General features: G+C 40.7%; 14 protein-coding genes. 11 read left to right on the top strand and 3 right to left on the bottom strand.

The genetic code is table 11. The features are described 5' to 3' along the window. Positions 1 to 216: 216 nt before the first annotated feature. Positions 217 to 5,121: a nucleotidyl transferase family protein gene (locus AAIG11_RS11165; protein WP_343186334.1), complete on the bottom strand. Its 4,905-nt coding sequence runs from the start codon at positions 5,119 to 5,121 to the stop codon at positions 217 to 219. A gap of 349 nt (positions 5,122 to 5,470) precedes the next feature. Between AAIG11_RS11165 and AAIG11_RS11160 the strand changes: the two genes are divergently transcribed. From AAIG11_RS11160 to argS, 7 genes are all read left to right on the top strand, one after another. Next, positions 5,471 to 7,141: a sigma-54 interaction domain-containing protein gene (locus AAIG11_RS11160; protein WP_343186333.1), complete on the top strand. Its 1,671-nt coding sequence runs from the start codon at positions 5,471 to 5,473 to the stop codon at positions 7,139 to 7,141. 359 nt (positions 7,142 to 7,500) lie between these two features. Next, positions 7,501 to 8,895 carry an aldehyde dehydrogenase family protein gene (locus AAIG11_RS11155; RefSeq protein WP_343186332.1) on the top strand — a complete coding sequence of 465 codons (1,395 nt, stop codon included), beginning with the start codon at positions 7,501 to 7,503 and terminating at the stop codon, positions 8,893 to 8,895. A gap of 14 nt (positions 8,896 to 8,909) precedes the next feature. Beyond that, complete coding sequence (locus AAIG11_RS11150; protein WP_343186331.1) at positions 8,910 to 10,235, top strand: aminotransferase class III-fold pyridoxal phosphate-dependent enzyme; 1,326 nt, start codon at positions 8,910 to 8,912, stop codon at positions 10,233 to 10,235. 181 nt (positions 10,236 to 10,416) lie between these two features. Beyond that, positions 10,417 to 12,807: an endonuclease MutS2 gene (locus tag AAIG11_RS11145; protein ID WP_343186330.1), complete on the top strand. Its 2,391-nt coding sequence runs from the start codon at positions 10,417 to 10,419 to the stop codon at positions 12,805 to 12,807. Between the two features lie 31 nt (positions 12,808 to 12,838). After that, a complete protein-coding gene (locus tag AAIG11_RS11140) occupies positions 12,839 to 13,306 on the top strand; it encodes a 2-thiouracil desulfurase family protein (protein ID WP_343186329.1) in 468 nt (155 codons plus the stop codon). Between the two features lie 76 nt (positions 13,307 to 13,382). After that, entirely contained in the window at positions 13,383 to 13,979 is a 597-nt protein-coding gene (locus AAIG11_RS11135; RefSeq protein ID WP_343186328.1) for a GerMN domain-containing protein, read from the top strand. Positions 13,980 to 14,050: 71 nt separating this feature from the next. Continuing rightward, positions 14,051 to 15,760 (top strand): arginine--tRNA ligase, encoded by a 1,710-nt coding sequence (gene argS / locus AAIG11_RS11130; RefSeq protein ID WP_343186327.1) that lies wholly within the window; start codon positions 14,051 to 14,053, stop codon positions 15,758 to 15,760. 80 nt (positions 15,761 to 15,840) lie between these two features. On the opposite strand, the gene AAIG11_RS11125 is transcribed toward argS, so the two are convergent. Then, complete coding sequence (locus AAIG11_RS11125) at positions 15,841 to 16,035, bottom strand: hypothetical protein (protein WP_343186326.1); 195 nt, start codon at positions 16,033 to 16,035, stop codon at positions 15,841 to 15,843. A gap of 159 nt (positions 16,036 to 16,194) precedes the next feature. Next, positions 16,195 to 16,788 carry a zinc dependent phospholipase C family protein gene (locus AAIG11_RS11120; RefSeq protein ID WP_343186325.1) on the bottom strand — a complete coding sequence of 198 codons (594 nt, stop codon included), beginning with the start codon at positions 16,786 to 16,788 and terminating at the stop codon, positions 16,195 to 16,197. A gap of 244 nt (positions 16,789 to 17,032) precedes the next feature. On the opposite strand from AAIG11_RS11120, the gene AAIG11_RS11115 reads away from it, so the two are divergent. The 4 genes from AAIG11_RS11115 to AAIG11_RS11100 all read left to right on the top strand — a co-directional run bounded on the left by AAIG11_RS11115 (position 17,033) and on the right by AAIG11_RS11100 (position 21,559). Then, positions 17,033 to 18,844 carry a B12-binding domain-containing radical SAM protein gene (locus tag AAIG11_RS11115; RefSeq protein ID WP_343186324.1) on the top strand — a complete coding sequence of 604 codons (1,812 nt, stop codon included), beginning with the start codon at positions 17,033 to 17,035 and terminating at the stop codon, positions 18,842 to 18,844. Further along, on the top strand, positions 18,841 to 19,326 hold the full coding sequence (locus AAIG11_RS11110) for a GNAT family N-acetyltransferase (protein ID WP_343186323.1): 486 nt from the start codon (positions 18,841 to 18,843) through the stop codon (positions 19,324 to 19,326). Before AAIG11_RS11115 ends, AAIG11_RS11110 begins: the two co-directional genes overlap by 4 nt. A 96-nt stretch (positions 19,327 to 19,422) precedes the next feature. Beyond that, positions 19,423 to 20,541 (top strand): tetratricopeptide repeat protein, encoded by a 1,119-nt coding sequence (locus AAIG11_RS11105; RefSeq protein WP_343186322.1) that lies wholly within the window; start codon positions 19,423 to 19,425, stop codon positions 20,539 to 20,541. Positions 20,542 to 20,647: 106 nt separating this feature from the next. Further along, entirely contained in the window at positions 20,648 to 21,559 is a 912-nt protein-coding gene (locus AAIG11_RS11100; protein WP_343186321.1) for a bifunctional enoyl-CoA hydratase/phosphate acetyltransferase, read from the top strand. Positions 21,560 to 21,966 lie beyond the last annotated feature (407 nt).

Raw genomic sequence — 21,966 nt, 5'->3', positions numbered from 1 at the left:
AATAGATGATGAGGCTCATGCAATAAAGCACACACCTGACTGTTTGCGGCCGATCTGGTTATTAAGAAAAAGAGAGGTGACCGGTGGATTACTGCATCAAAATCTGCCTTTGGCAAATCAGGGAAGAATAGGAAAGATGCGGCCACACCTTGAGACAATTGGTAAAAATATATCATTGAATCACCGCCTATGAAAAATCGTTATACAATTATACAATTAAGATGTTATCACCATTAATTCAAGTCTTTTCAGTAGCTCAAGATCTTTTTTCAGATGCTCTGAAGCTGAGATGCTGAAATCATATTCCATGTAAGGCCCATTGTCGGGATAACGCGGATAAATAAAGACTTCTCCAAGAAGTGCCAATGTCAGTTTTCGTTCATAGAGTTTTTGATACTCTTTCTCCAGAACAGTTAGAATTTCAATCGCGTTGAGAATGGATACTTCGGACATATTATACAACTGGCGATTGGTAACCCCTTTGATAAAGGCTGGTGATGTATAGGGTAAAATCAGGTTTATGGAAGGCAATAGATTGCTTTTAGGGTATTCACCTCTCCATAAATAATCACCTCCAATATAAGGGTAAAGAAGCGCTTCATTAAACCAGAGACGCAGCTTGGGTATGAAATAGGCGCTGTCAACAGCCCGGTTTTGAATTTCCATCAATTCTTTTCCTCTGCCTGACAAAATACCCACGATGATTTTTTTGACCTCTAGTTTTTCCTCATTGAGTAATGGATCCAGGGCTCGAATTCGATAACCTTTATTAAGCAAATCATCCACAAGAATGACCGGACGATTAAATGACTTGATCATTCGAATTTGATGTTTGAGATCTAGGTAGTATGGAAAAGAGCGAATAGTAAAGTGCTTCATGTCGGGATCAAACATTTTTTCTGTATGCAGTGATTTGGTGATTGTGTTCGGAACGATACTGCGATTCAACACATTGCCAAAAGGAACACACATCGATTCACCCATGCGCTTGGGCGTTAATGGCACCGGGGGAATCTCATTTTCATGGCAGATTTTTTTGATGAGCGTTTCGTCAATAATGCTGCGATCAAAGGACAACAATAAGTGACCAGGATAAAGTTCTGTGAGTACTTGTTGCATACGGTGTCGCGTTCGATTAATCACATTTTGAACATGCTGATTACTTTTAAATGGCTCTTTGATGATTGTCATAATATCCAGATTCAGGGTGCATGGATTTGACATGTCAACCGTATAGACAGGCTGAGATGTTGGTGTGAAAGAAAGATCAGAAAAACCGTGAAGTTTGAGAATTTCATCGACTTCTGTCGGAGTACTCTCGTCGATTTTGTTTTGATAAATCGCATAACCGTAGTCGTTTTTCAGGCAGTAAGTGAGCGTTTCTGTCAGTATAACTTGATTTAGATTTTCAAAAGGATGATCCTTTACTGAAAAAATTCCGTCAATAAGGATAATGCGCCCACTGTAATGCTCGCGAATATGTTGAGAGATGTTGCGGTCTCTAAACTCCTGGAAAATCTGTTCAGAGGGGATCCAGTGAAGGGCTGCGTAAGCCAGAATGCGTCCATTTTGATTGACATCCCGAATTAATATCAATCGACCGTTGGGTTTTGCAAACACTTGCTCAATATTTTTAAATGAGTATGTGTAATTTTGATGGAATGTGGAAACGATGTTGTTGATCAGTTCATAAGTGACATGATCGCGAATATCCACATCAAGAGAAATCGTTTGAATCATTGACTTATACTGGGGTTCATTTCGATACAGGTTTCTCTTGTAGATCAAGTGCTGCGCTAAGGGATCAATCATTCGAGAAATATCCCGGTTTTCATCAATATAGTTCCGAATCTGAGTAGAGCTGATCTCTTCATATTGTGTCGGCAGATTCAATCGGACCGAAGGGTGAAGCAGCGCTTCCAACACCTTGTTTAGGCGAGCGTGACTATCTGGCGAATAAGAAGCATTGCGTCTTTCAAAAACGATGTGGGGAAAGCTTAAAATATATTCATTGGCAGGGTCACTATAGGCAGAGGCATTGATGAGCACATCGCTGCCTGCTACAAGGTAGACACTGGAATCGGGAAAATTATTGTTCAAATGGCGTAAGTCTACGGGGTTGGCCAGATTCACAGGCAACTCTTCAGGATAGAGATAAATATTCAACTCGTCGGCTATAGACATGTTGATAATATTTTTTCGGATTAAGTTTGGTTGTGTTCTCTTAGACCATGAAAATTCGTCGACAGCTAAGTAGACTTCATAACCAAGGTTGCGAATGGCTTTTGTGATTGCTTTGTGTCCAAGTGTAAAGGGGTCAAAGGAACCAGGAAAAAAAGCGACTCTTTCTGGCGTTGGAATTTCGATGGTTTTATGAAAAAAAGCATAGTCAGAAATGAATCGGTACAGATGATTTAAACCAGAAGAATTAGTGAGGAATAGAAGCTCATGATCTTCTGTCTCTTTAGAAAGAGTAAGTATTTTTTTGGCAGTCATCAGAAATAACTGATATTTTTCTGGTAACGAGAGTTTGTTGGAACCAAACACATCTTTGCCAAGGACACTGAAAGAGATTTGTTGAATTTGAAGTTGGTGGTGAACCAGCCCATTGAGAAGGATACCGAGCATCTTTTGAAGCCGATACTCATAACCTTCATCAGTTTCTTGAAAAAATTCCCTGTAACGGGGGTAGTTTTCGATGAAAACGCCAATTGTCTTCATCAGTAGTGAGTTTATTTCTGTATTGCTTTGTTTCAGTTTTTCATTTAGATCAGTGATCATTTCATCAAGTTCAACGGGCTGCAGATATATGATAATCTGACCAAGGTAATCAGGAATGTATTTTGTATGCTGAGCTCCGTCAATTTCAAGAGCGCGAAGAAGCTCAATGGCTACGTCATTCCGTTGTTCGAGAGGCAGGTGTGGAAAGAGCTTTACCAATGATTCTCCAGCTTGAATTCGAACACTCTCAACTGAGCTGACTTTTAAGAGATTGCAATAATGCATAGCTGTGTACAGTTTATTTAATGTCGGGTTTTGTTCCAAATATTCCTGCAGTAATTCAACATGGATTCTCTTGGTAACCCAATTTGTTGCAGACTTAAGATTTGTCAGATGGATATCCGGAACCTTGTGAATATCCAACTCATAAAACTCATGATACGGTGTAATCATCTTTTCTTCAGCAAACAATTTTTTTGCGAGTTTATACATCAGGTAGTTTTCTGCAGGCACCTGAGATTTGTTGGGTTTATCTGTAAAAAGGTGTCGAATTCTTTGGACAGCTTCACTGTCTTCGGCAAAAAAATCGACCAGATAATAGATTGATTCGAGGATGGACATGCGAAGGTCAACATTATCAAGATCTTCCAATCGATGGTTGGAAAGAGAGAAGATAACGTAGTCAAAGAAAATGGTCAGTGAAGGGTCACCAGGATACACAGGAATCCCTTTAATAATATTCAGCAAATGAATATCTGGCTGGTCATGTATATTTTTTGATTCTTCAAAGAACTCCAGAAGGATTTCCTTATAGAGACTGATAAATTTCTGCTCGCAACGGCTCAAAAGTTTCATAAGCATATGTTTAAGGCTGTATCGAATCCAATAAGCATGTAGTTCGGTGATCTTGTGGTCTGGATATAAAAAGAGTTTCATATATTCCCGTAAAAGGTCAAAACTGGTGATATCTGGCATTGGAAGTTTTGCATCTTCGGGCACTTCTTTGCGATAATTTTCATCAAAGCAACTGATGATTTGTCCAATCAATTCAGCACATTGTCTGCGAATGTCTTCTTCAGGATGTGTCAGTTTTTCATATAAAAATCTCAATGTAACAATTTTTTGCTTTTGAGTTAAATAGGCAGTGTACTCTTCAAACAGCCCGAGATACTCCCTGAAAATCTTGTCATTCTTCTCGTTTCGAACAATTTCAATAATCTCGCTCAGGGAATCCTCATCACGAAATTTATATAGCAAATGAATATTATGCTGTATGGCCAAGTATTTCAAGTTCTGGGTGATTTCATGACCCTGCATCAAAGAGAAATACTTTTTTCGACTTCTGGCAGAAATTCCGATTGGTTTGTCTGGATCCACTTGGACACCGAGGTCAATCATATAGTCTTCGAAATCTTTTAACTTGGCATAGACACGTATATAACGCTTTTCCTTTTCAGCATCAACATTGTCAAGTTTGCTCAGAATGACAGAAAAAGAGTCGGACAAGCTAAAGAATGACATTTCGTATTGATTATTTTTGTTTTTTGAGTTTTTAACCCTGAAATCACTATAGATTAGAATTAATGACTCGAGAGGTAAGTTTTCCAGCTCCAGATCCCAAACTGAGTGGTTCAGAGCAATATGACCGATATTGAAGATGTCTCGTGATTTGAACCATTGTTCGGTGTAATAATAATGGAGGTATGCAACACGCTTATTTTCAAAGCTGCGGCAGCCATATTTTCCCAAATCATGACCTGCGGCAGCGCCTGAAATTTTCCCTAAATCCACCGGGGTGCCAAACTCATGCAGTTGCTTAGCAATACGCATTGCTAAAAAATGGACGCCGCTAACGTGGTCCATCGTGTTATGTTGGGTGACTTCAAAGTTGAGTTTCATCATTTCAATAACATATTCATTTTTAAAAGCGTGAATGAATCTGCTATACTCACGCGAGTATTCGCCTTGATCGTCATCGCTCTGAAACTCAAGCTGGAGGGGATAACGGGCCTGAAAAGATTCGCTGTCATGTTCTTGCTGGATGGATAAGGTAGCCCGCAGTGCTTCCAAGTAAAACAGGCAACCTGAGTCCAGTCGGGGATCCAGTTTGGTTTCAACTGCATCAGGGAAAGATTTGGACAAGGCAAATTGATAAATGTAATATAAGGGGTCTTCAGGGAAAGATTCAGCCCACATTGTCTGAAGCATAGGTTCACATAATTTCTGCACTTCCCGGCATGTAAAATGATTCTTCGAAATCATTGCTTCCAATTCCGTTGAAAATGCCTCGCTTTCCAAGAATGAAAAGATCAGATCAATTGATGAGTCTGTTTGCAGAAGCAAGTCGCGTTGCGTCCAATGCTGTTTAATGAGCTGGTAGAAATCGTGGCTGGTTTTCATCGTTGAAACCCCCTATTGATCGTTTCTATGATGCAGTTTACAATCTGTTAGAACTGTCACTGATTATTATACTTTAAGACAGTGGTTCTGGCGAATGAATTTCCACTGTATCAGGTCAATCACTTATATACATTTATATCTCTGGGTGGATTCGGTGAAACATAAAGATTCAGTTGATGATTAGAGAAAGGGGGATGTTGCTATTTGAATATACCTATATTTTGTGATACAATTTTGAATAGATGCTTACGATCTATTTTTGAATCAGTCACATTAACATCTGTTTTACTGGTAATTGGTATGAAGTCGATGGGTTAATGAGATGTTGCAATAGACTGGAGGAATGCGAATGGAATTTGTGAATCAGTTGTTGGATATGATTCCGGCGGGTATGGTGATTATTCGAGAGAATGGTCAGATCATCTATCAAAACAAAAGGGCTTCCTTTTTTCTCGATTTATATCGCAAAAAAATTGGAAATGAGCAACAAATTGCTGCATTTATTGCAGACTTACAACAGAACCGACAGGAAAACTGGAAGGTGCTGGAAGACAATGATGTTCTCGTACAGACATATCTGATGGCAGAAGACCAGGAAGGATACATCTTCGGAGCTATGTTTTTTGATATTGAAAATATGGCCAGCGTTATTTCAAATGCAAGCACAGAAGAGTTCAAAATGATCTTTGATTCTGCCCAGGACGCTATTTTCATTGACAATAAAGACGGGATCACTCAATGGATGAATAAAGCAGCCAGCCAACTGTATCAGGTCTCGAAAGAGAATGTTATTGGGAAGAATATTGATGAGCAGGAAAAATCAGGGCTGTTTTATCCATCTGTTGCCAAAATGGCTTTTACAAAAAAAGAAGAGGTAACCATTCTTCATAATAATCGACACGGAAAAAAACTAATGACAACAGGGACTCCCATTTTTGACAAAAGGGGCAATATACAAAAAATTATTACCACTTCCAGGGATATGACAGAACTCATATCCCTTAAAAACCAGCTTGAAGATGTGCATAACACACTGGAAGAACTGAAGGAAGAGCAACAAGAACGCATCGGCACGTTGATTATCAAAAGCAAGAAAATGAAAGATGTTATACAACTCTCGAAACGTTTGGCACAAATTGATTCGACAGTTCTTATAACGGGAGAGTCGGGTGTCGGAAAAGGAGAAATTGCCAAGTTTATTCATCTTTTTGGCGAAAACCAGGACAGGCCCTTTGTTAAAGTGAACTGTGGGGCAATTCCGGAATCTCTCTTGGAGTCAGAGCTTTTTGGATATGAAGCAGGTGCTTTCACAGGTTCTAAAAAGCAAGGCAAGCCTGGTCTCTTTGAAGTTGCACAAAACGGCACTATTTTTCTTGATGAAATCTCTGAGTTGCCGATTAACTTACAGGTTAAGTTATTACATGCAATTCAAGATAAAGAAGTACAGCGTGTCGGGGGAATCAAACCAATACCCGTGAACGTACGTATTATCACAGCCACAAATCAAGATTTAAATGAGATGGTGAGAACACATCAATTTCGTGAAGATTTGTATTATCGACTTAATGTTGTTCCCATACATCTTTCTCCGTTAAGAGAAAGAAAAGAAGATATTTTTCCGTTGGTAACCTATTTTTTAAAAAAGTATAATGAGAAATTTGCTGTGGAGAAACGCCTTGATTCAAATACAATTGATGTGCTTTTGCGTTATAGCTGGCCAGGAAATGTTCGAGAGCTGGAAAATATAATTGAAAGAATCGTTATTACAACAAAAGGAAAGGAGATTCTGCCAGAGAATTTGCCGGGATTTATTTTAGGAGAAGACCATCGCCAAAAAGATATGAGACTTTCTGTGAAAAGCACATTAAAGCAGACGGTGGAGGAAGTCGAAAAACAGGTGATCGCGGCTGCTGCCCAAAAGCACCGAACAACCCGCGAGATTGCAAAAGTGCTGGATGTGAGTCAGCCCACCATTGTTCGAAAAATGAACAAATATCACATCAAATACCAAGGCAGTTAAGATCAATAATGATACATTTTTAAATCAAGCGATTCAAAGACTGCTCAAAGAAGTGGACACTGACATTGTTGATATCATTTAGACATTTTCAAGCCCTTTGCCATTAGATGAGTCATTAATGAATCGAAAGGAGGTGCTTGATGATGCCATCATTGCAAACAACAGAAGAATGGCGGAATTTATCATAGGAAACACCATGCTTTAACGAATTAACCTTCTTTCATCTCAGTTTTTGCTCGTCATCGCGAATTGTGGCACAGTACTTGCATAATAATCGCTGTGTTGAAACAAACAGATCGATTCACTATTTATTGCCCCGGCATTTGCCGGATCATAATTTAATTCTAGGAGGCGTTCAGATGGATCAAATGAATCAAGAAGCTGTTGAGTATGTTGCCGGGTTAATTGAACGAGCTCGAAAAGCTCAGGAAGCCATTGAGTATTATTCGCAGGAGCAAGTGGATGAGTTGGTTGAAGCGCTGGTATGGAATATCGTGAAAGATGGACCGGCGCAAGAAATCTCCAAAATGGCTGTTGAAGAATCGCGAATGGGGAACTACGAAGGAAAATACAACAAGTTAATGGCAAAAGCAAAAGGCGCTGTCCGTGATATGAAAGGCAAAAAATCGGTTGGTGTCATTGAGATTGACGAAGAAAAGCAAATCACAAAAATTGCAAAACCAATTGGAGTGATTGGAGCACTGATTCCATGCACAAATCCTGAAGCTACACCGACAGTCAAAGCTGCACATGCCATCAAAGGTCGAAATGCGATTGTTATGTCTCCCCATCCCAGAACTAAAAGAACCAACACATATATTGTGGGTTTAATGAGAGAAACATTGAAGCGTTTTGGCGCTCCTGAAGATCTGGTTATTGGGATTGAAGATCCTACACTTGAAATCAGCAACGAACTAATGAAACAATGCGACCTGGTAGTAGCCACCGGTGGTGCGGGTCTGGTGCATGCTGCTTATTCTTCGGGAACACCTGCATATGGTGTGGGAGCAGGAAATGCTGTTGTAGTCATTGATGAAACTGCTGATATTAAAGATGCGGCAGAAAAAATCAGAATCAGTAAAACTTTTGATTTCGCAACCAGTTGTTCTGCTGAAAACTCACTTATTATTCAAAAAGATATTTATGATGAGTTTTTGGATGCATTGAGAAACGAAGGTGGATATGTGGTGAATCCTGAAGAAAAGGCAAAACTTCAGGCTGCGATGTGGGTTGATGGTCACTTGAATCCTAAGATCATTGCTCAATCACCACAGACCATTGCAGAGGTTGCTGACCTAAAAATTCCAGAAGATGTCAAGTTCTACGTCGTTCCTGAAACTGGAATTGGAGCCGAGTATCCTTTCTCAGGTGAAAAACTGTCAGTTGTAACAACGGCTTTCAAGTATGATCAATTTAGCGATGCAGTTGACCTTGTAAACACCATTACCAAATTCCAAGGCATGGGTCACTCCTGCGGTATCCACTCATTTAATGAAGAACACATTATGGAACTTGCTTTGAAGACGAAAGTAAGCCGCATGAACATCCGGCAAGGAATGGCGCCTGCCAATACGGGAAACTGGTTCAATGGAATGCCATTCACCACTAGTCTTGGTTGTGGAAGCTGGGGAGGTAACAGCGTTTCAGAAAATATCACCTGGAAACATATGATCAACACAACTTGGGTATCCAGACCGTTTGCTCCGGTAGTTCCCACTGATGAAGAACTTTTTGGAAATGTGATGAACAAATAAAGGGAGGCGACAACATGCAAGATGCGGCAAAGGTCAAAAAAGATGACTTGACGTACAACCTTCATTCCTGGAGTGCTCAGGGAGCATTAAACCCGCTGGTTATTACCAAGGCAGAAGGCATTTATTTTTGGGATGCTGACGGCAAAAAGTATTTTGATATGTCATCACAATTGGTCAATATGAACATTGGACATGGTCACAAAAAAGTGATTCAAGCCATCAAGGATCAGGCTGACAAAATGGCATTCATGGGACCTGCGTATGCCTTTGAAGCCAAGTCTGAAGCTGCCCGAAAAGTTATCGAAGTAGCTCCTGACAATATGGGTAAGGTCTTCTTTACTAATGCAGGTGCAGAAGCAAACGAAAATGCCATCAAAATCGCCCGCATGTTCACAGGCCGTCACAAAGTGTTTTCCCGCTATCGCTCCTATCATGGAGCTACTTATGGAGCTGCCAATCTCACTGGAGAACCTCGTCGGTTTGCCAGCGAACCAGGTATTGCCGGTTTTGTGAAGTTCTTTGATCCTTATGTCTATCGGGCCCCCTTCCCCTTTAAGGATGACGCTGAGGCTACCAAATACTATATTGGTCAGCTTCGTGAACAAATTCTTTACGAAGGTCCTCAACATGTGGCTGCTATCTTCCTGGAAACAGTCACTGGCAGCAATGGGATTATCATACCACCAGAAGGTTATCTTAAAGGCGTGAGAGATCTTTGTGACGAATTTGGAATTGTAATGGTTTGCGACGAAGTCATGGCTGGCTGGGGCCGTACCGGTGAATGGTTTGCAGTGAATCACTGGGATGTGAAACCAGATATTATCACTTTTGCAAAAGGAGCCACTTGTGGATACCTGCCGCTGGGTGGTACCATTGTCAGCAAAGAAATTGCAGCTTATTTTGATGACAATGTGATGTACTGCGGTCTCACCTACAATGGTCACCCCATGGGCTGTGCTACAGCCTGCGCCACCATTGACGTTTATCGGGATGAAAAGCTTATTGAAAACTCCAAAAACCTGGGCAAGGTATTGGGGAGCCTGCTGGAAGAGCTAAAAGTGAAACATCCATGTGTGGGAGATGTGCGCTATATCGGACTCTTCTCAGCCGTGGAACTTGTGAAAGATAAAGAAACAAAAGAACCTATTGTACCTTATGGTAAAGATCCTGAAAAAATCATGAAAAAAATCTTAGGGATGCTTCAAAATGAAGGCTTTGCAACTTACAGCCACGAGAACATTCTAATTATCGCACCACCATTGTGCATCACTGAAGCTGAGTTGCGGGAAGCACTGGCCATTCTCGATCGCGTGCTGGACTCTGCTGACAACATGATTTAAGCTTTCAATTATAACTGGGCTTCTTTCCTCATAATGGGGAGAGGCCCTTTTTTCGATGGGTTAGGCTTCTGTTTCTTCTCGTGCACAGGTCATCAAAGCTGGCTTAAGATGATGAACTGTGCTACAATAATGTCGGTAAATAGTGAATAGCAATATAGACATGCAGGAAAGGACATTCATTATGAATCAACGAACATTGAGAGTGCTCGAATATGATAAAATTATTGATATGCTTGGATTGGAGTGTCAGTCTCCACTGGGACAGCTGCTCGCAGAATCAACTACCCCAGAAACTGAACTATTGCAGATTCAAGAATTGCAGCAAGAAACAAGTGAAGCCGAATCACTGATCATGCAAAAAGGCCCCATACCTTTATCGGGACTCCAAGATATCAGTATACTTTTGCGCAGGGCTGATATAGGCGCTGCACTTGACCCGGGACAACTCCTTGTGGTGGCGCGGCAGCTGTCTTTGGCACGAAAATGTCGTTCACATATGCAGTCCATCGACCAGCGCGAAAAATTGCCCAGGATTGACAGTCTGGTATCTCAAGTTCAATCAGTTAAAGCACTAGAAGCGCGAATAACAACATGCATTATAAGTGATTCTGAAGTTTCGGATCAAGCCAGTTTGCTTTTGCGTCAAATCAGGAAGCAAATTCAGCAAAAAAATGAAGCGGTTAAATCAAAGCTTAATCAAATGATACAGTCAGTCAAAACACAAAAATATTTACAGGATCCTATCGTCACGATCCGTCAGGGAAGATATGTTATTCCTGTTCGGCACGAGTATCGAAATATGGTGCCAGGATTGGTGCATGACCAGTCTTCCAGCGGAGCGACACTGTTTATTGAACCGATGGCGATTGTCGAATTAAATAATCAGCTTAAAGAACTTAAACTAAAAGAAGAGCTGGAAGTTGAACGTATTTTAATGGAGTTAACTGATGAAGTAGCCATGTATGCATTGGCACTGAGCGATAATCAGCAAAAACTGCAGTATCTGGACTACTGGATGGCGAAGGGACTCCTTTCAGTCAAAATGAAAGCTGTCGAACCTTCTGTGGTGGAAAATCAAGTCATTCACCTTCGAAACGCACGTCACCCATTGATAGATCTGAAGCAGGTGGTCCCGAACAACATCTCGATTGGTGAAAAGTATAATGCGCTGGTCATTACAGGTCCGAATACGGGCGGGAAAACCGTAGCTTTAAAAACGGCAGGTCTGTTTATTCTTATGGCTCAGAGTGGACTGCATTTACCAGCTGACTATGGAACGACTGTGGGAGTATTCCAAGAAGTTTTTGCCGACATAGGAGACGAACAAAGCATCGAACAGAGTCTGAGCACTTTTTCTTCTCATATGACGAATATTGTTGAGATTCTGCAACATTTTACAGGAAGATCACTTGTGTTATTGGATGAACTGGGAGCGGGCACTGATCCCGACGAAGGAGCAGCTCTTGCCATGGCCATTCTTGATCATCTAATACGAGCTTCTGCAACAGTGGTTGCGACGACTCACTATAGCGAACTTAAGCAATATGCATTAACAAATGAACGTGTTGAAAATGCTTGTGTAGAATTCGATATAGCTACTTTGAGTCCGACTTACCGACTATTGATCGGTGTACCAGGAAAATCCAATGCATTTGAAATTTCTAAAAAACTTGGAATAAATGAACATATCGTTGAAAATGCAAGGAAATTATTGACGACAGAGAATGTTGCCTTTGAAGATGTGCTTCAAACAATTGAAACGAATCGTATACAAATAGAAAAAGAGTTAAAGATGACTTCTGAGGCTCGTTTTGAAGCAGAAACAATCTTGGGGCAAGTGAAGGCACAAAAAATGAAACTGGAAGATCAGCGAGAGACGATTTTAGCTGGAGCTCGAAGAGAGGCACAACAACTCCTCAAAAAAACGAAGACAGAGATTGATCAGACAATACTTGAACTGAGAAAAGCACAAGATGCGGCGCACCAACAGAGCCTTGGCCGCGAAACAGAAAAGATCAGAAATCGAATTCGGGAACAATTGGATGAGGTGCAGGGAGGAGAATCGGAACTCCTGCTGTCAAATGAATCTGATGATAAAAGTCAAAGTCGCGAGAAGTCGTTTAAAAAAGGCGATGAAGTACGCATTCCATCCCTTAACCAAACAGGAAGCATTATTTCTATAGATAGCAATAATGAAAATGCATCAGTTTTAATGGGGATGATGAAAATGACGCTCCCGATAAGTGGTCTTATAAAAGAAAACCGCAAACAGCAACACATTCAAAAGGGCGTCCAGAGAATTATAAAAAATAAAGCAGAAACCAGCAAGGCGGATATTGATATACGCGGGACTGATTTAGAAGAAGCATTGTATTTGGCGGATAAATTTCTGGATGATGCTTATCTAAGTGGAAGAGAACAAGTAACCATTATTCATGGCGTTGGAACGGGGGTATTGAAACGCGGCATTCAGACGATGTTGTCTGGTCATCGGTTGGTATCACAATATCGTGATGGTCAGTATGGTGAAGGCGGCGCCGGTGTAACGATTGCAACCTTCAAAAAGAATTGATTGATGGAAGCATTGGAAATGGAGGGAAATTATGATTGCAATCAGTGCATGTCTGATGGGAGTCCCCTGTCGCTATAATGGAACTGCAGCAAACTGTTTAGGACTACATTTATTGAGTGCAGATCATCCTCTTATGGTATTTTGTCCGGAGGTGATGGGAGGGTTGCCTACTCCCCGCGAACCTGCTGAAATTCAGAACGGAACAGGTGCTGATGTATTGTCGGGTCAGGCATTTATCATAAACTCAAAAGGCGCTGATGTCACGCAGTTATATTTATCTGGATCACAAAAGGTGCTTGCTGTGTTAAAAAGTCGCGATGTTCAGGCGGTGATCCTGAAAGAAAACAGCCCGAGTTGCGGCTTGTATCATATTCATGATGGAGAGTTTAGTGGTCGGTTAATTGAGGGTAGTGGGGTGTTAACACAGCTTTTGAAAAATCATGATATACAAGTATTCAATGAAAATCAGATCGATGAAATATCTCACTTGAATGGGTAATCTTCAAAAGTATTTGCTGTTGATTTGTCAAATAACGACTTTGTGAGGTGATTGTTTGTTTTTCTCCCAAAATAACATGTTGAAAAAGAGTGGATTTCTAATTTTACTGGGATTGGCATTGGTTTTTTCGACAGCATGTCGCCGGTCAATACCTGAGGAATCTCCTGTGGGGCCTCCCCAGACAGTTGAGAATGACGTATCAGAAGAAGCAGAGACGGATTCGCTGGAAGCAGAGTCGGTTGAACGGGTGTACTATGTTTTATACTTAAAACATCGTGATCAACCATATATATTTTCTGATACATACAGTATTCGTGAAGACGCCCCGGAATTAGAGGATCGTTCTCTGGCTGCCTTTGTTGTTGAACAATTGATTAACCAACAAGGTATGGGGGAGCTGGTCAATCCAATTCCTCCAGAAACACAACTCCTCTCCATTCTACAGGATGGTCGATCAACAACAGTTAATCTTTCAAGTGATTTTTCTGATAATATGACGGGATCAATTGAAGATACGGAGGCAACCATTGCGATGTTGGTGAACTCTCTTATCACGCTGCCGGGTATTGACAGGGTGATATTGCAAATTGAAGGTGAAATCCCTGCTGAAATTAACGGTTTAGCTGTTCGTGGTGTATACGAGTTTGTGACGGACTATTATCCAGATAAATAATCCTTTATAAGAGCACATGCATTAATCAGTTTGGATTGAAGCAGGACTACTTGAATGGAAGGAGCAAAATAATGAATCAATACAAAGAAATGGTGGCAGTGGCTATCGCTGCTCATGTGCCGGAGATTGATATGCGTGACATTTCAACTATGATTGAAACTCCCCCCGAAGCACATATGGGTGATTATGCATTCCCTTGTTTTCGGCTTGCGAAAACCATGCGCAAATCTCCGCAGCTCATTGCAGAAGATCTTTCCAATAAAATTACTTATCCCGATATCTTTGAAAAATGCATGAACGAAGGAGCTTATGTTAATTTTTTCTTTAACAGAAAAAAACTGGCAGAAGAAATGATAGACCAAGTATTGGCTGAGAAAGAGTTTTTTGGCAGCTCGAAGGAAGGAAATGGGAAGATCATTTGCATAGACTATTCTGCTCCCAATATTGCCAAACCTTTTCATGTCGGACATTTGCGTTCGACAGTCATTGGGAATGCACTCTATAAGATATACTCTCATTTGGGATACACATGTATTGGAATTAACCACTTAGGTGATTGGGGAACACAGTTTGGAAAAGTGATTGTTGCTTATCGAAACTGGGGAGATGCCAAAGCCATTGAAAAAGAACCAATACAGTCGCTACTGGATCTTTATGTGAAGTTTCATGAGGAAGCAGAAGATAATCCTGTCTTGGAAGATGAAGCCAGAGAATGGTTCACTAAAATGGAAAAAGGAGACGAAGAGGCTCTTTCTCTTTGGAAGTGGTTCAGTACTGAGACGATTAAAGAATTGGAAAAAATCTATGCCTTATTAGGCGTGAAGTTTGATTACTATACCGGTGAAAGCTTTTACAATGACAAAATGGAACCGGTTCTTCGTGATTTGGCCGATAAAAATCTCCTGACAGAAAGTCAGGGTGCCACAATGATTGATCTTGAAGCCTATGGAATGCCGCCGTGTCTGGTTCAAAAAAGTGATGGCAGCACTCTTTACGCAACCCGCGATATTACAGCTGCCATTTATCGAAAAAACACATATGATTTCTTTAAATGTCTGTATCTCACTGACTACTCACAAAAACTACATTTTGCCCAGTGGTTCAAAGTAATAGAGCTGATGGGATTCGAATGGCATTTGGATCTGTTACACTTGCCTTTTGGCCGTGTAACCCATGAAGGAAGAAGAATCCAAACGCGGAAAGGAACCGTTGTTTTGTTGGATGAAGTGCTTAATGGTGCGATTGATCGCGTTAAGGAAATTATCGAAGAGAAAAACCCAAACCTGGAGAATAAATTGGAAACGGCTGTAGCTGTGGGTGTTGGAGCCGTCGTTTTCAATGACCTAAGTAATAATCGCATCAAAGATATTTCTTTCTCATGGGAAACCGCATTTAGTTTTGAAGGTGAAACTGGTCCTTATGTACAATACACACATGCACGTGCTTGCAGTGTTCTGAGAAAAGCTTCTGAAGCCGCCATCGGCCAATCCAATCATCTGGATGGGCAATTTTTAACCGACGACATCAGCTATGAGGTGATTCGGCAGATCGAACAATTCGGCGACAGCATTGTTGATGCTAAAAACAAAAATGAACCTTCCATTTTGACGCGCCATATCATTGATTTGGCACAAGCATTCAATCGATTCTATCATGATCATCCGGTATTGAATGCAGAGCCGAAACAGCGAAATGCCAGGTTGGCACTGGTAGCAGCGGTCAAAGAAACGCTGAGCACGGGGCTATCCCTTCTTGGTATCCAGGCTCCAGAAAAAATGTAGAAGCGACAATAATAACCTAAAAAACCGGAACCATTATCGGAAATAATCCGATGGTTCCGGTTTTGTGCATTGTTCCGGGACTAGCTTTGCATTAATGACATTAACTCTGCCTCCGTGACATCCGACAATGCTGTTAACTGTTGGATTAAATCGTCCTTTAAATCAATAAAGGCCTGAATATGCATGTGTTCACCGGTATATTCCAGGGCCTGCAGAATCATTAAAAAGTCTTTCTTGGAAATGTTTTCGATAGAAATATGGTTAAAATTTTCCATGGGAAGCCTCGCTTTCTTCAAGGTTTTACTGAAACTATTTTATCCCAACCAGTTTGCAGATGCAACCCTAAATCAAATCAATCAGCAAGGCGGAATAATGATAGTGTGTGTGCACAATAAAAGCGGGCACATGATACCCGCTTACATATGTTGATAACATTATGCGGTTGCATGAAGAGCTTCGGTGTGGCACATGGACTGTTGCACAACCATAAGTCCAACAGAGCGAGAAGCATGAACAGAACTGTTCAAATCATTCAAGTAACTCTCGCTTCTTGATTGATAAACACTATGAAGATCATCTAGATAGCCCGTGACTTGATCAAATTGTGAAAAATCAATCCACTGGTTATTTCGAATATTATTGGGAGTGTGAATTGTGTGCTTAAACATTTGGTGAAGTTTGGCTTCGTATTGACAGTGATTAATGAAATGGTGTTGATAAGTTTTTCGGTCATTGTGAGGAACGCAGAAGTAATCAGCAATGTAATGTGTCACGATACCGATCTTTTGTGACAAGGCTGCAATGGCTGCCTTGTTGTCGGGAGTATGCTTCTGCGACAGCACAGTAATTTCTTGGCAGATAGTTGAAAAAGACTGTGGTTTAAAGTGTTTAAGTTTAGGCAAACCTGAATATAAATCAGGTTTGATACTTCCATAAATTAATTGGGTTTTGTTCAGCTTTATGCGATGGTGCCTAAAAACATCGTCATAGATGAGACTGGCTATGATTGCATGAGTTTGGGGAAACAAATAACGGCCACCTTTCCTGAGTAATCAATTGCTTTCCATTATAAACAATGTGGGATGAAATCGCAATAGGTTTACATAAAATAATTCCTGATTTAATTCAGACGTGCACTTGGCTGATGATGAGTCTGCTTAAGCTCTTATAATTGATGATATTTGTTTTGAAGGCTAGCCATGCTATAATAAAAGACATCAGGTACTAAAAACTTTAACAATAAGGGACGTACCTACGGGAGGCAGTTGATCGTTGAATATTATTTTGACAGCCATAAATGCTCGATATGTTCATACAAATCTGGCAGTTCGATACCTCAATACTCGATTAAAAAATGCTTTTGAAGTGTCTGTTGTTGAGTATACAATCAATCATGATTATCAGGAAATTCTTCGGGAGCTATATCTGTCAGAAGCGGATGTTGTTGCTTTTTCTTGTTATATCTGGAACATCGAAATTATCATTAAGATAGTGAACTCTTTAAAGAAGATTAAACCAGAAATGCAGATCATTCTGGGAGGACCTGAGGTTACATATGATGCGCAGCAAATCATGAAATCCTGCGATGCAATTGACTTTATTATTACAGGAGAAGGTGTTGAAGAGATTTTTGAACTGGTAGATGCGTTGGCGAATGATAAAGACTATACAAACATTCCGGGAATTAACTATCGAATACGTGGCCAAATATATTCAAATCCTGATGAACAGTGCTTGACCTCTGCATTACTGGAACTATCAGCCTACGAGTATGAACCAAACATGGAGCATGATAAAATCTATTATTACGAAACATCACGCGGTTGCCCGTTTTCATGTCAATTTTGCCTGTCGGGAAATGATTCAGGGGTTATTTTTTTTCCTTTGGAGAAAGTCTTTAAGGAACTTGAAATTTTCCTCGATGCACAAGTGAAGCAGGTGAAGCTGGTTGATCGCACTTTTAATGCGGATCATAACAGAACAATGAAATTATGGCAGTTTTTAAAAGAACATGATAATGGCGTTACGAATTTTCATTTTGAAATCAGTTCGAGATTATTGACCGAAGAGATGTTGGTGTTTCTTGAAACTGTTCCACCGGGCTTGTTTCAATTTGAAATTGGTATTCAAACCACCTGCAAGCAAAGCCTCAAAGCAATCGGAAGATCACAGGAACAAGAACGAGAGTTCAGTGTGATTCAGCGGCTCATCCGATCAAATAACATTCATATACACGTTGATTTAATAGCAGGACTACCTTACGAAGATATATTTCAGTTTCGCACGTCTTTTGACCAGGTGTTTCACCTGCAGGCTGATATGTTGCAACTGGGCTTCCTCAAACTTCTTAAAGGATCTGGCCTGCGGAATAAGATGTTGGATTATGGCTATGTGTATCAAGATCATCCGCCCTATGAGGTTCTTGAATCTCACGCCATCAATTACAGTGAAATCATTCAACTCAAACAGGTGGAAGAAGTATTGGAACGCTATTGGAATCATGGACATTACCGCGAAACAATACGGCTAACGCTGGATCTTTCGAAGAAATCACCATTTGCTTATTTCAGCGAGCTGGCATTATTATGGAAAAAAGCGGGTGGATGGCAGCGCCAAATTGGTCAGGCTGAACAGTTTGATATACTACGTCGGTATTTGCACCAAACCATTGTTGATGATCACATGTTTGTTGATCACGCACTTCTTTACGACTGTGCGCTTGCGGGGTATCGCGGGAAACTACCTGATGAAATACATGAAACGATGGCGCCAATTAACAAGGAACTAATACATGAACTTCTTCATCATGTTCGTTTTCGTGAGAAGTATTTTCCAGATATGAAACAGATGCCATCAAAAAAATACTTACCTTTTGTTAAAATGTTCAGTTTGCCTGCACAACTTAAAATAGAAAATGGCCATCTTAAAGTTGCTGCCTATGATTATTCTGCGATGGTGGAAACAAGAAAAGACTGGTTAATAATATATCCACGCAATAGAACATCCAGAAACCAACACATACCAGTTGTTAACGTGGAAGAAGAACTGGAACTTTGTGGAGTCTGGGAGGAGGGAATGATTTGAAAATCCAGTATCATATGTCCTCGCTTCAGGATGCGCCTGATATGTTTAACCTTTTTCAGCAATTAAAACAAGAACAACAAGAAGTTTCCTTCACTGATGCAAGAAATACTGAAGATGTCATTACGTGGATGAACACAGAAGGGAATTACTTCTATGTCGCTCGCACGAATCAGCAAGTCATTGGTGCATTGCGCGCGACAAGAGGGATGTGTGAACAACAGCATGCATGTCATGTGACGATAGCTGTTTCGTCGGACTATCGTCAGCAGGGTATTGCAAAATCACTTGTTTTATTTGGTCTCTCTGATCTGAAAACCGCGGGAGTGAAGATAGCAAGAGCATTGATTTTCAGTGATAACAAAGCATCTCTCAACACATTAATGGCAGCTGGATTCAGTATATCCGGATCTGTTGTTAAGCATCATTATCATCATCAGCGCAACACCTACATTGATGATATTATTCTTTTTAAAGAACTATAGCGTGGCTGCAATTTGGCAAGCAGTTGATGTGAAACTGAACACCTGGAAACAGCAATAGATTAAAGAATCAAAAGCAAGAAAAGCAGGGAGGATGAAATGGGAATTATTGATGATTGGGCTCTCAAAACAACTGAACAGTTAACTTTTATACAATTAAGACCTGGGTTGGTGATGGGAAACGAACAATTTGAAGTTCCACCAGAAGGACTCTACGTCCCGCTATTGACAGATGAGCTGGCGATACGCATTCAAATGAATGATGAAAATCAAATCATCAGCATTCCGACGATCCTTAGAGGCATGCTTCTGCTGTTGGGAGCCGATCCATCCTTTCGATATATGGAGACTTATCGGAGGTTTCTAAAAGGATTCCAGGAAGATTTAAAAACAGTAGTCTTTGAGTCTGTAAAACAATTTGAAAAACAGAAAAAGCTTAATGAGGCAGCCGTTATACTGAGGGGTTATTTGAAGTGTGAAAACATTGATATTAAAGCAGCGATGATGCTAGGTGGGTGTTATGTACGCATTGCCAGCTCTGACCAAGAACTTGAACCCCCTCTCGAAAAGGCTCTTATGTATGAAGCTTATCAACTATTGGAAGAATGTTCTGAAGTGTGTCAACATGAAATGGTATTGCATTATTACCTCGGAACTTTTTATTGTTGGCAAAAATCCTATGTGAAAGCACAAGAATCTTGGGAAACGGCGCTGTCGTTGACGACGATCCCAAAGCAGAAGAAGCACATCAACCAGAAGTTGAGTCAGATAACTTCTTTAGTTACATACGAGAAGGGGTACAAATTAGTATTGCAGGGACATTCACATGAAGGGATTAAATTATTGAGAACATTAGAGAAAACAAAAGATGACTGGTGGAACCTGTTTTTCTTCATAGCGCTTGGGTATCATCAGCTAGGAGCGCTGGACGATGCAATCAAGTATTATGGCAAAGTGATCAATATCCGAGGCTTCCATCAACAAACTGCTATTGAACTTTCGGAGATTTTTTATGCCAAAGGCGAGTTAGAAAAAGCAATACTTTGGATGGAAGAAACACTGTTGCAGCATCCCAATCAACCAGATCTTATGTGCCGCATGGCTGTTTTGACCACGGAGTCTGGGCGCTACTCAGAAGCACGCGATTGGATTGAAAAAGCACGGAGTAATGGCGCCGACCCTCATCTTTTGGCCAAAGCAGAGCTGCTTCTTCCTTGATCATTTAGATTTTTACTTTGCTGGTTAAAGACATTAATAACGAAGACACAAGGTGTGGGCTATGGTATAATTATAGTGGAAACAACTAAACAATTGAGGTGAAAGAATGATTCGTCATATGAAAGACTTAATCGAGAATGCCGCCAAAGGGAAGAAAATGACACTCGCTGTTGCTGCTGCGGAAGATAAGGATGTCCTGCTGGCTGTGAAAGCTGCCATAAAAAGTGATCTTATTTCAGCGCAACTTTTTGGGAATGAGACTGCTATCAGGCGTATTGCTGTTGAAATCGAGTTGGACCTTCAGCAATTATCAATTATTCCCTGTGATGATTTTTCCATATCAGCCAGAAAAGCAGTACAAGCAGTCAGTGATAAAAAGGCAGATTTTTTAATGAAAGGACTGCTTGACACATCAATTCTTTTAAAAGAAGTGCTGCATAAAGATTTTGGATTGCGCACAGACAGGCTGTTAAGCCATGTGATGATCTATGAACCTGCTGCATATCATAAGTTCCTTTTATTGACAGATGGTGGAATGAACATTACCCCTTCTCTTGATCAGAAACAAATGATTATTACTAATGCTGTTGAAGTTGCTAAAGCGCTTGAAATAAGCCCTGTCAAAGTAGCTTGCGTGACAGCAAAAGAAAAAGTGTCTGAAAAAATGGCTGCTACTGTTGATGCAGCTGCACTTAAAGAAATGCAGAAACAGGGAGTGTTCGGAGACGCTGTAGTGGTTGAAGGACCGATTGCATTGGACTTGGCTGTTTCCAAGGAAGCTTGCAGAATCAAAGATTTTGAGAGTCCGGTTGGCGGCGATGCTGATATTCTGTTGGTACCCACGATAGAAGTGGGAAATGGAATTGGAAAGACATTGACTTATATGGCGCAAGCACCATCCGCAGGTATTATTATGGGTGCAAAAGTTCCAGTGGTGCTGGTGTCAAGGGCAGACTCTGCAGAAACAAAACTATATTCCATTGCACTGGGTAGTGTTATTGCATCTAAAATGAGATAAACTTCGCCCAAACGTTTGTGCATAGGGGCCATATGGGTAAAAGGTGCAGGTTATTCTATCGGCGCCTTTTCTTTTTGGCAAAGTGGATTGACGCCATCTCTCAATTATGCTATATTAGGTGTTGCCCTTTTGTTTGCAGAGTGATGCAAGAGATTATCACCAGAAAAAACTTTACAAAATCTTCACAAAATGATTGACAGGCAAGATGAAAGATGGTAAAATATAAAAGTCGCACGGAGCAAGACAACATAAGGCAAGGCAAGGGATGCGACGAACACGTTCTTTGAAAACTGAACAGCAGGAAGAAGCGAAGAGAACCAAAAGAAGCCAGAATCTGAAAAGAGACTGGGTTTGGGAAAGAATTCTAATAAGAGTTTGATCCTGGCTCAGGATGAACGCTGGCGGCG

Origin of the sequence: Anoxynatronum sibiricum, from assembly GCF_039414295.1 — a bacterium.
In the GTDB taxonomy this organism is placed as follows: domain Bacteria; phylum Bacillota; class Clostridia; order Peptostreptococcales; family Tindalliaceae; genus Anoxynatronum; species Anoxynatronum sibiricum.
The sequence above is the reverse complement of the archived record's forward strand: the minus strand, read 5'-3'. Positions and strand labels throughout refer to the sequence as shown.

Excerpts from the sequence above, each read along its gene's own strand:
- AAIG11_RS11150 (WP_343186331.1), top strand. The coding sequence starts at position 8,910 with ATGCAAGATGCGGCAAAGGTCAAAAAAGATGACTTGACGTACAACCTT.
- AAIG11_RS11100 (WP_343186321.1), top strand. The coding sequence starts at position 20,648 with ATGATTCGTCATATGAAAGACTTAATCGAGAATGCCGCCAAAGGGAAG.
- AAIG11_RS11155 (WP_343186332.1), top strand. The coding sequence starts at position 7,501 with ATGGATCAAATGAATCAAGAAGCTGTTGAGTATGTTGCCGGGTTAATT.
- AAIG11_RS11135 (WP_343186328.1), top strand. The coding sequence starts at position 13,383 with ATGTTGAAAAAGAGTGGATTTCTAATTTTACTGGGATTGGCATTGGTT.
- AAIG11_RS11145 (WP_343186330.1), top strand. The coding sequence starts at position 10,417 with ATGAATCAACGAACATTGAGAGTGCTCGAATATGATAAAATTATTGAT.
- argS (WP_343186327.1), top strand. The coding sequence starts at position 14,051 with ATGAATCAATACAAAGAAATGGTGGCAGTGGCTATCGCTGCTCATGTG.
- AAIG11_RS11140 (WP_343186329.1), top strand. The coding sequence starts at position 12,839 with ATGATTGCAATCAGTGCATGTCTGATGGGAGTCCCCTGTCGCTATAAT.
- AAIG11_RS11165 (WP_343186334.1), bottom strand. The coding sequence starts at position 5,121 with ATGAAAACCAGCCACGATTTCTACCAGCTCATTAAACAGCATTGGACG.
- AAIG11_RS11105 (WP_343186322.1), top strand. The coding sequence starts at position 19,423 with ATGGGAATTATTGATGATTGGGCTCTCAAAACAACTGAACAGTTAACT.
- AAIG11_RS11160 (WP_343186333.1), top strand. The coding sequence starts at position 5,471 with ATGGAATTTGTGAATCAGTTGTTGGATATGATTCCGGCGGGTATGGTG.
- AAIG11_RS11125 (WP_343186326.1), bottom strand. The coding sequence starts at position 16,035 with ATGGAAAATTTTAACCATATTTCTATCGAAAACATTTCCAAGAAAGAC.